General features: G+C 38.9%; 10 protein-coding genes. 4 read left to right on the forward strand and 6 right to left on the reverse strand.

Translation table 11 applies throughout. The features are described 5' to 3' along the window. Window positions 1-457: 457 nt before the first annotated feature. From OXPF_RS00485 to OXPF_RS00505, 5 genes are all read right to left on the reverse strand, one after another. On the reverse strand, window positions 458-1,624 hold the full coding sequence (locus OXPF_RS00485; protein WP_054873259.1) for an MFS transporter: 1,167 nt from the start codon (window positions 1,622-1,624) through the stop codon (window positions 458-460). Between the two features lie 21 nt (window positions 1,625-1,645). Continuing rightward, a complete protein-coding gene (locus tag OXPF_RS00490; RefSeq protein WP_054873260.1) occupies window positions 1,646-2,083 on the reverse strand; it encodes a MarR family winged helix-turn-helix transcriptional regulator in 438 nt (145 codons plus the stop codon). A gap of 178 nt (window positions 2,084-2,261) precedes the next feature. Then, a complete protein-coding gene (locus OXPF_RS00495; RefSeq protein ID WP_054873261.1) occupies window positions 2,262-2,972 on the reverse strand; it encodes a GntR family transcriptional regulator in 711 nt (236 codons plus the stop codon). Between the two features lie 104 nt (window positions 2,973-3,076). Continuing rightward, the gene (locus OXPF_RS00500) at window positions 3,077-4,411 is read right to left on the reverse strand and encodes a UDP-glucose dehydrogenase family protein (RefSeq protein ID WP_054873262.1); all 1,335 of its coding nucleotides are present in this window, start codon (window positions 4,409-4,411) and stop codon (window positions 3,077-3,079) included. A gap of 11 nt (window positions 4,412-4,422) precedes the next feature. Further along, window positions 4,423-5,589, reverse strand: coding sequence for a glycosyltransferase family 4 protein (locus OXPF_RS00505; RefSeq protein WP_054873263.1), 1,167 nt, complete (start codon window positions 5,587-5,589; stop codon window positions 4,423-4,425). Window positions 5,590-5,850: 261 nt separating this feature from the next. On the opposite strand from OXPF_RS00505, the gene nadA reads away from it, so the two are divergent. From nadA to nadC, 3 genes are read left to right on the forward strand one after another with little or no spacing between them, the layout of a single operon-like run. Then, window positions 5,851-6,762 (forward strand): quinolinate synthase NadA, encoded by a 912-nt coding sequence (gene nadA / locus OXPF_RS00510; RefSeq protein WP_054873264.1) that lies wholly within the window; start codon window positions 5,851-5,853, stop codon window positions 6,760-6,762. A 4-nt stretch (window positions 6,763-6,766) separates the two neighbouring features. After that, window positions 6,767-8,068, forward strand: coding sequence for an L-aspartate oxidase (locus OXPF_RS00515; protein ID WP_054873265.1), 1,302 nt, complete (start codon window positions 6,767-6,769; stop codon window positions 8,066-8,068). Further along, window positions 8,049-8,885, forward strand: a complete 837-nt coding sequence (gene nadC / locus OXPF_RS00520; protein WP_054873266.1) for a carboxylating nicotinate-nucleotide diphosphorylase — start codon at window positions 8,049-8,051, stop codon at window positions 8,883-8,885. The genes OXPF_RS00515 and nadC overlap by 20 nt, the downstream gene beginning before the upstream one ends. A 406-nt stretch (window positions 8,886-9,291) precedes the next feature. Here nadC and OXPF_RS23250 read toward each other — a convergent pair whose 3' ends face one another. Further along, window positions 9,292-9,579: a hypothetical protein gene (locus tag OXPF_RS23250; protein WP_278308330.1), complete on the reverse strand. Its 288-nt coding sequence runs from the start codon at window positions 9,577-9,579 to the stop codon at window positions 9,292-9,294. A 7-nt stretch (window positions 9,580-9,586) separates the two neighbouring features. Between OXPF_RS23250 and OXPF_RS23255 the strand changes: the two genes are divergently transcribed. Continuing rightward, a partial coding sequence (locus tag OXPF_RS23255; RefSeq protein ID WP_278308331.1) for a hypothetical protein occupies window positions 9,587-10,085 on the forward strand: 499 nt, incomplete at its 3' end.

Raw genomic sequence — 10,085 nt, forward strand, 5'->3', positions numbered from 1 at the left:
ATCCGCTTATATCATAACAGATTTTTTTCTTCATCACTAGATGAGGTTTTTTAAGGTTATCCATTTTTATTAACAAAAAATTTTTATATTTTTAAAAAACTCTTGACTTTTATTAGCAAGGTTTATCTGTCAAGTCGACCCTATAAATAATTACCAGTATTCTATCAAAAAGGGTTCCATAATTCAACCTAAAAAAGTGTTCCGAAATGCAAAAGTTCAAATAAAAAAGGGTATTATCTCTCAAAACTATCAAGAGATAATACCTTTACTTTATTTTAATCCTATGCCCTCAGACCGTTGATATACAAAGTCTTTCTACCTCTGACCAACCAAACCGGCACCGACTTGAGATTGGTCTTTTGGTGCTAATAGCTGCCTGGGCAACTGCCAATCTTGCTATAAGCACTCTGAAGGATGAGTATAGGATACGCAGTTAATCCTATAAGGTATACTGCTTTTAATTCTGTTTCGGCTGCTTTATTGATTTAATATATATAAAGGCTGCAACAACTGCCGGAATAATGCATAGAAGATAAATTATCTGATAACCTGCATTCTCAGCTATTATACCCCAGGTGATTGAACCGGCTCCAATCCCAAGATCAAAACCTAAAAAGAAAGTAGCATTTGCAGCTCCCCTCCTAGAGGGATTAATGTCACGTACGGACATGGCCTGCAGTGCCGGCTGTATGGCACCAAATCCAATTCCATAAACAAATCCGGCTATAAGAAAAACAATAAGAGAATCGGCAAAATAAATTAAGGCCATTGAAATTATCACAAAAACTATGCCCGGAAGCACCGCAAAAGAGGTGCCCTTTTTATCTGTGAGCCGGCCGAAGTAAGGCCGTGAAATCAATAATGCAGCAGCATACACCGTAAAAAACAACCCTATATTTTCAACCTGCCTTTGAGCTGAATAGAGTGCGATAAAAGAGACAATGGCACCATAGGTCATTGTGATAAAGAAGACCACAATGGCAGGAAGAATGGCTGATTTTTCAAATATTCCTGCTTTACCGGATTTTTGCTGCACATCCGGTTTATGATATTTTATGGGTAAAGCAATAAAAATGGAAATTAACACGACAGCAGCAGAAATATAAAAAACTATGTTAAATCCGTATTGACTCTGGAGTCCTAGTCCCAATGCAGGGGCTACGGCCATTGCAAGGGTGCTCGTTAAACCATAATAGCCCATGCCCTCTCCCAATCGGGATTTTGGGATTACATCAGAAGCTATTGTGCTGGAGGATGTGCTGGCAGCCCCCCATCCAAAGCCATGTATAAACCTTATAACTAACAGCACCAAGATTGTTGAAGTCCAGTTATATGCCATAACGCATAAAAGAAATACTATTAAACCTATAATGTATACTCCTCTTCTCCCGTAACTGTCCAGTAACCGGCCGGCAATGGGCCTCATTATAACCGAGGATATGGTAAAAATACCCACAACCAGACCCGCCCAGGTATCTGAGCCTCCAAGCTTAGCTGAAAAAACAGGCAATATCGGTAAAAGCATCTGGAATCCCAGGGTAATAAACAAACTTGCTATTGAAATCAAAATATAGTCCCGAGTCCAAAGAGGCTCTTTCTTTTGAAGCCCTGCATCTCTTTCCATCAAAATACCTCCTTCAATAAGTTATTCTCTGGCATATTTGCTTTTTTCTTCATATAAGTTATCTATTACTTTTTTCAGTACCTCTATTGTCTCATCAATCACACTTTCAGGAATATTCTTGGAAAAAATACCTAATATTTCAGAAAAAACAGATTCAACCTCTGCGAAAGCCCCTCTTCCTTTCTCTGTTAAATGCAGCGAATAATATCGTTTGTCTTTCTCAACTTGCTTTCTTTGAATATAACCCTTAGTCTCCAAATGCTTGACAGCCTTTGCAACCGTTGACTTTTCAACATAGAGTATGTCACTGAGTTCCTTTTGATTTATACCTTCATTTTTAGCTATAATAAGAAAAAAATCATACTGTCCGCTGCTAATGGCCAACTCTTTAAGCTTATTGTTAAATATACTCTGGGTGAGCCTATAAATAGCAGCACTGTATCTGCCGATACTTTCCATCGAATTATCCTTCCTTTCAGAATAGTTTCCTTTGAAACTAATTTATCAAAATATAGTTTCCTTGTCAACTATAATTGCGCTTGCAGAACTTTAACACAGCCTATGGAGTATCCAAACAGGAGAAAGTTGTAATTATTGCATAAAATAGCTTAGCTGCCGAAAATTTTCGGCAGCTAAGCTATTTTACAATATATTTGAAGGAATCGCTTCTGTATAATATGTTTGTGTATTCCAGTATTTTTTGAGTACTACTGTCAATGCAATTGGTTTCTAAGACCAAAATAGGCACCAGATTGGCACACTCCAGCATGTTTTTTTCTTCTGTTGTAGGAAAGGATACGCTTAATATACTTTTCGTGGAGTCGAATTTCTCATATCCTTTTTGTTTATAATAATCGAACATGGATATTATATCTTTGCCTTCCATGTGGATATCGCTGAACAGGGATTTGGCAACATAAGAAATGTGAAGGGCTATGGGCCTTTTGTCCACAATTCTAAGCCTTCCTATTTTGTATACCTTGTCTTTTTTATGAGCTTTCAATTCATCATAAATTCTTTGATCATAACTTATTTTTTCGCAGAACATATTCTTTGAAATAAGCTCAAAGCCTTTATCCTTCATTTTTTTGCTGAAGCTTTCTTTCCCGGATAATATGAGATCTATCTGCTCCTGCTTTTCTTTAAAATACCTGCCCTTGCCCTGGATGGAATACATATATCCCATTTCCTCCAGCCTCGCATAGGCTTTTCTTATAATAATCCTGGGCACTTTATAAATATCAACCATTTCATTTTCCGAAGGGAACTTATCATGGGCCTTGTATCTGCCTTCTGTGATTTGAGCCATGAAATCATCAACAATCAAAGTTTCTATGTTCTCTCTCATATCCTACCTCGCATGTGAAGTATGAAGCTTAATACTATAATTTTACTATAGGACATGTTAAGAATTGTTAAGTTTTAATAAAGACTGTATTAAGAATGCTGAGGCTATACAGCATTTTCTTCTGCATAAATTTCGGCAGTCTGTTTTCTTCCTATGCTTGTATATTTAAACCCATTCTTTATCATTTCATAGGGGTTGAAGATATTCCTTCCGTCTGCTATGACAGGAGTTCTCATTATGTGTCCTACCTTCTTGAAATTTATATTATTGAATTCCTCCCATTCCGTCATAAAAATTATTGCATCCTTTCCTTTTGCACCGCCCTCTATATCTTCAACAAAGGTGACACTGTTACTGTAAGGCTTGGGAAGAAATTTAACCTTTGGATCATAGGCATAAACCTGGGCATTTTCCTCTAAAAGAGAGGATATCATATTCAATGAAGGTGAATTTCTCGTGTCATCGGTGCCGGGCTTAAATGATAATCCGGCTATGATTATTTGTTTATTCTCAAGAGTGCCCAGCATGCTTTTTAGCTTCTTTATAAAGCTCCGGCTTTGCATATAGTTTCTGTTAAGGGCAGCTTTTAATAGCTCATTGCCGCAGTCATATTTTTCGGCAGTATTTATAAGGGCTTTCAAATCCTTTACAAGACAGGGACCGCCAAAGCCTATGCCTGCCTTTAAATAGGATTGCCCTATCCTTTTATCAAGTCCCATGCCCTTTGCCACCTCTTCTATGTCTCCTCCCGCATTTTCGCAGACTTCGGCTATCTCGTTTATAAATGAAAGCCTGAGTGCAAGGAAGGTGTTGGAGGCATATTTTATAAGCTCGGAGCTTCTTCTTCCCGTTACAAGGAGGGGACATTTAAAATTCCTGTAAAGCTCTTTTAAAACTCCGGAAGCCATTATGCTCTCGGTGCCAATTACTATCCTGTCGGGGTTGAAAAAGTCCTTTACCGCACTGCCTTCCCTTAAAAATTCAGGATTGGATACCACATCAAAATATATTTTTTTATCAGCAGTATTGGCTTGAATAATATCATATACCTTATCGCAGGTGCCGACGGGCACAGTGCTCTTTAAAACAACTACCATATATTCGTTTATATGTTTGGCTATGCTTTCCGCCGCCTTATATATATATGATAAATCTGCTGAGCCGTCTTCATTTTCCGGTGTGCCTACGGTTATAAAAACCACATCGGCTTTATCCATTGCCTTTTTTAAATCACAGGTAAATATGAGACTTTTCTCTTCCATGTTTTTATCTATAAGTTCTTTTAAACCATCTTCATATATGGGAGGGATGCCTTTTTGAAGATTTTCTATCTTTCTTTTATCCACATCCATACATACAACGGTGTGACCCATTTGTGAAAGACCTGCACCTGTCACCAATCCTACGTAGCCTGAGCCTCCGATAATTGCAGCTTTCAAAATACCGCCCCCTATGCAGAAATTTTAATATTTTTATCGTAATCCTGGACTGCTGAACAATCATCAATGACTTCATTAAAATCACTTACAAGCTTTGAAAATATGCTGTCCCAGGTTTTGTCCCTGGCGTATTCCCTTGCATTTTCCGATAGATGTTTTCTTAATTCATCATCTTTTACAAGCCTCATAATGGATTCTGCCATGTCTTCATGATTTTTAGGCAGACAGCATAAGCTGTTGTAATTGTTTAAAAGATTTTCTTTTAAGCCTGAGATATAAGGCGCAACAACGGGGAGTGCGGAAGCAAAAGCTTCTAAAATCACATTCCCGTAGGTCTCTGTGGTGGATGGAAAAGCAAATATATCACAGGATGCATATATGGCACTTAACTCCACTCCTCTTTTATAGCCTGTGAATATGAAATTATCTATATTTAAAGTTTTAAGCTCTTCCAACATAGGACCTTCTCCCGTTATTACAAAGCATACTTCGTCCTTCTTTGTTTTATTTATTTCAAGAGCAGCCTTAACGAAGGTGTCCAAGTCCTTTTCAGGGGATACCCTGCCCACATAAAGAACTGCCAATCTATCACTTATTCCAAGGTCCTGTCTTAATTTTGCGCTTCGCTTTTCCGACGAAAAGAGATTGGAATCTATTCCTCTGCCCCATATTTTTACGTTTTTAATATCGTGATTTATCAAATCCTCCATTGTGTCCTGTGACGGGCAGAAGTTCATGAGGCACTGGTTGTGAAACCAAACAGTGTATTTCCATAGCAGGTTATCTATTAATTTGACATTGTAATAAGGAAGATATAAAGAGAAGTTTGTATGATATGACGCAATGATTGGAACATCGGCTTCTTTGCCGTATTTTAATCCCTTAAGACCCATGGAAAAGGGTGTGACTATATGGATTAAGTCGGGCTTGAATTGGTCTAATCTTTCTTTTATTTTAGAATAATTGGGAAGAGTTATGCTGCATTCCGGATATAAAAAGAAGGGAAAGCTTGAAAATCTCTGTATGTTTTCTTCCGTTCCCGTGTTTTGAGTATAATCCGGTGCAAAAACAACATATCCTATGCCCCTTTTATCATAATACTTTATAAGCTTATCCAGGGTGTTTGTAACACCGTTAATCTGAGGCAGGAAAGTATCCGTAAAAATTGCTATTTTCATGTTATACCTCCATATATACTATTTAGTTTAATTCTTCAAGTACATATTACTAAAGCGGTGTTAATCCTTTATTATATGAAGGTAAACATATGAAAAATTTAGGTAAAATGCATACTTCATTATCACAGTCATTTTTCTTTACCTTAAATACTTTTTTTCATATTGTTAAAGAATATTTTTAGTGATATAGTATTTTTAATACTCCATGATGACAAGACACCTGTATATGCACCTATAAAATTTAAGAGGAGAGTTGAAAAAATGACTGAAGGCATTAAATCAAATGTACAAAAACTTAAAGCCCAAAAGAATGCCATAATACTTGCTCATTATTACCAGAGGCCGGAAGTCCAGGACATTGCCGATGTTGTCGGCGACTCATATTATCTGAGCAAAGTTGCTAAAGATTGCAGCCAGGATATTATTGTTTTCTGCGGCGTTAAGTTTATGGCTGAGAGCGCCAAGATATTGTCTCCCGATAAAAGGGTGCTTTTGCCGGCCATAGATGCAGGCTGCCCTATGGCTGAAATGGCAGATGCGGAAAGCGTCAAAGCCATGAGGGACAAACATCCTGAATCAAAAGTCGTATGCTATATTAATTCAACAGCAGAGGTTAAAGCCGTATCCGATGTATGCTGCACGTCGTCAAATGCACTAAAAATCATTATGGGTATGGATGAAGAAGAAATAATTTTTCTTCCCGACAAAAACCTCGGAAACTATATGCAAAAAAAGCTTCCCCATAAAAAAATAATATTATGGGATGGGTTTTGTATTACCCATAAAAAAGTAATGCCCCGGGAAATAACCACAGCAAAAGAACTGCATCCCGGAATTAAAGTATTAGCCCACCCTGAATGCGAGGAAGAAGTCCTTGATCTGGCGGATTTCATCGGAAGCACCGGAGAGATTATCAATTTTGCAACGGTAAATGATAATGAAAAATACTTAATTGTGACCGAGCAGGGGGTACTTCATGAGCTCCAGAAGAAAAACCCCGGCAAAAAATTTTATACACCCTATGGCTCCATGACATGCATCAATATGAAAAAGACCCGTTTGGAAGACGTATATGACAGCCTGGTAAATATGAGGCATGAAATAACAATAGAGACTGAAATCAGGGACAGGGCATATAAGGCATTGATGAATATGCATATCCTGGGAAGGTGATATAATGGATGTTTACGTCGATGTGTTAATTGTGGGCACGGGAGCTGCAGGCATGTATACCGCATTGAACTTGAGATATGACTTGAATGTTTTACTTATTACAAAATCAAGTCTTTCAGAATGCAACAGCAGTCTTGCCCAGGGAGGTATTTCCGTCGCCAAGGATGAAAATGATATAAATCTATTTATAGAAGACACATTAAGGGCCGGAAAATACGAAAATGATACGGCTGCGGTAAATGTCCTTGTAAAAGAATCAAGGGAAAATGTTGGCCGCCTTATAAAATACGGTATGGAGTTTGACAGAGATGGCGGAAACCTTCAATACACCAGAGAGGGTGCCCACAGTATAAACAGGATAGTGCATTGTAAGGACCAGACCGGCAGTAAAGTCATGGAAGCCCTCTTAAAGGAAGTGAGAAAAAGGACCAATATAACCATTTTTGAAAATACTCATCTTGTGGATATACTTCGGTACGGAAATTACTGCTGCGGGGGAGTGGCGTTAAAGGACGGAAAAGTATTATATATACATTCCAGAGTTACAGTTTTTGCTTCGGGAGGAATAGGCGGCATATTCAGAAATTCAACTAATTACAGGAGCATGACCGGTGACGGGATAGCCATAGCATTAAAAAACAATATAAAAGTCAAAGACCTTAATTATATTCAAATTCATCCTACTGCCTTCTATGAAGAAAAATCTTCAGAAAAAAAGTTTCTTATATCCGAAGCCGTAAGGGGTGAGGGCGGCAGGCTTATAAACAAAAACAATGAAAGGTTTGTCGATGAACTTTTACCCAGAGATATTGTGTCTGAAAGGATATTTGAGGAAGAAGCCAGGACAAACATGCCTTATGTAGGGCTTGATATATCCTTTAAAGCCGATGACTATATTGTAGGAAGATTTCCCGGAATATACCATGAATGCTTAAATAGGGGCGTCGATATAACCCATGATGTAATACCGGTCACCCCTGCACAGCACTATTTCATGGGGGGCATTGAAGTCAACCTGTACGCTCAGTCGTCTATGGAAAATTTATTTGCCTGCGGCGAGGTAAGCTGCACCGGCGTCCATGGCGCAAACAGGCTGGCCAGCAATTCCCTGCTTGAAGCACTGGTCTTTTCAAGGAGAGCCTCACAGGTAATTAACAGTACAATAGATTCTATAAGCTTATTGAATGTAAAATGCTCTTACACTGTTGAGAAACTTCGTAATGAACAGAACAGGAACCGGTCGATTTTAATAGAGCAGTTAAAGAAGATTATCGGGGGGATGAAAAGTGAACTGGTCAGTAATTGATGATGTAATAAAAAATGCTCTTTTGGAGGATATCCCTGTAGAGGATATTACGACAGTTAACACAATAAATAAGGACAGCATATCCACTGTCGATCTCATTTCAAAAGAAGATGGAATTATCGCGGGACTCGAAGTATTTGGACACGTGTTTGTTTTGCTGGGGAATGTTTGCTCAGAGTTTTATGTAAATGATGGCACCCAGGTAGTCAAAGGGCAGCTTATTGGCAGGATAAAAGGTAACACCAGAAACATCTTGAGCGGCGAAAGGACGGCACTTAATTTTCTCCAGAGAATGAGCGGTATTGCAACGCTTACAAGAAGGTATGTACAAGAGCTGGAGGGTACCGGAGCCCGGCTTTTAGATACCCGGAAAACCACTCCTAATTTAAGGCTGCTGGAAAAATACGCTGTGAAGGTTGGCGGCGGATACAATCATAGATACAGCCTGTCTGACGGCATTATGTTAAAGGACAATCACATAAGCGCTGCAGGAGGTATAAAAAATGCGGTGGATTCCGTAAGAGACAATTCATCATTTGTAAGAAAAATTGAAGTAGAGACAGAAACCATAGAACAAGTTTACGAAGCATTGGAAGCAAAGGCTGATATTATCATGCTTGATAATATGAATATAGAAACCATGAAGAAAGCCGTAAAAATAATAAATAAAAAAGCCCTTACAGAAGCATCCGGAAATATAACCCTTGAAAATATAAAAAAAGTGGCGGCAACCGGAGTGGATTATATATCTGTCGGTGCAATAACCCATTCATATAAAATACTGGATTTGAGCATAAAGAACCTTCTCAATATCTGAATGGATTTTTAGCATGCCGGCAAATCTTGGCGATCTTCCGCAGAAAATACTTAGAATTTTAGATTGTCTGAGCATAAGAAGTTTAAAAATTCTTGTATTTTCAAGGCAGCGAGCCTTAGGACTTTCTGAGAACTCTCACAATATTCATTTTACTATTCAAAACGCAACAGCCAAATAAGCCGCGATCATAAACTGATTAAATTGAGAAATCGCTACATTTTACTTTAAGGTATTGTAATTATAAAAGAAGCTCCCTATAAAATGAATTTTTATCTGGAGCTTCAATTTTATTATTATTGTGCATATGATTCCTCCGATACATTGCAATAATATAACATTTTCAGATTTACTACAATGTATTTAAGAATCTTATTTTTAGTTTTGCCTCATTCCCATTGAAAACCATTTAATTACTTAATTGAACAACAGTTAAAGAGCGATTCATATAACCTAAAACAGGAAAATCCGTACTAATGCTTACCCCTACTTCATCTCCTGCTGTTAAGGGGGCTTGAACGACAAAGGTTGAACTGCTTCTATTAGATATCTTAAAAAAAGTAGTAGTATCGCCAAAAATCGGTGCCCCATTGACAGTAATAATGGCATCTAGATATGGTTGATCCGGATCCGGCTCAGTAGTGGCTTCAGCGTTGATAGATATCGTTATTTGATAAATTCCGCTTTCTCCTACCACTAATTCATTGCCCGATAGACTAACTGTGATAGTATCTGATAGAGGTCCAACCACACTAAATGGTACAGGTGTGAATGTTGCCCCGGGTACCTCTGAACTAGCTCCTCTTAAAGATCCAAAGGCCAAAACGACTTCACCGGTGGGGCCTGTAGGACCGGTTGGACCAGTGGCACCCGTGTCACCGGTAGCGCCAGTCGGGCCGGTAGGACCAGTAGCACCTGTATCACCGGTAGCTCCTGTTGGACCGGTTGGACCAGTGGCACCCGTGTCGCCGGTAGCTCCAGTCGGGCCGGTAGGACCAGTAGCGCCCGTGTCGCCGGTAGCGCCAGTCGGGCCGGTAGGACCAGTAGCGCCCGTGTCGCCGGTAGCGCCAGTTGGGCCGGTAGGACCTGTAGGGCCTTCAAAACTTTCAAAATTTATTTCAAGAAAAGGCGGCGTTGCAGTTTCTCTGGCAGTAAATGCAATAATTGTATCATTAATATCTTCTATGCCACGTATTTCCAGTC

The organism is Oxobacter pfennigii (assembly GCF_001317355.1).
Lineage (GTDB): Bacteria > Bacillota > Clostridia > Clostridiales > Oxobacteraceae > Oxobacter > Oxobacter pfennigii.

Coding starts and splice junctions, on each gene's coding strand:
- OXPF_RS00505 (WP_054873263.1), bottom strand. CDS start 5,589: ATGAAAATAGCAATTTTTACGGATACTTTCCTGCCTCAGATTAACGGT.
- OXPF_RS00485 (WP_054873259.1), bottom strand. CDS start 1,624: ATGGAAAGAGATGCAGGGCTTCAAAAGAAAGAGCCTCTTTGGACTCGG.
- OXPF_RS00495 (WP_054873261.1), bottom strand. CDS start 2,972: ATGAGAGAGAACATAGAAACTTTGATTGTTGATGATTTCATGGCTCAA.
- nadA (WP_054873264.1), top strand. CDS start 5,851: ATGACTGAAGGCATTAAATCAAATGTACAAAAACTTAAAGCCCAAAAG.
- OXPF_RS00515 (WP_054873265.1), top strand. CDS start 6,767: ATGGATGTTTACGTCGATGTGTTAATTGTGGGCACGGGAGCTGCAGGC.
- OXPF_RS00490 (WP_054873260.1), bottom strand. CDS start 2,083: ATGGAAAGTATCGGCAGATACAGTGCTGCTATTTATAGGCTCACCCAG.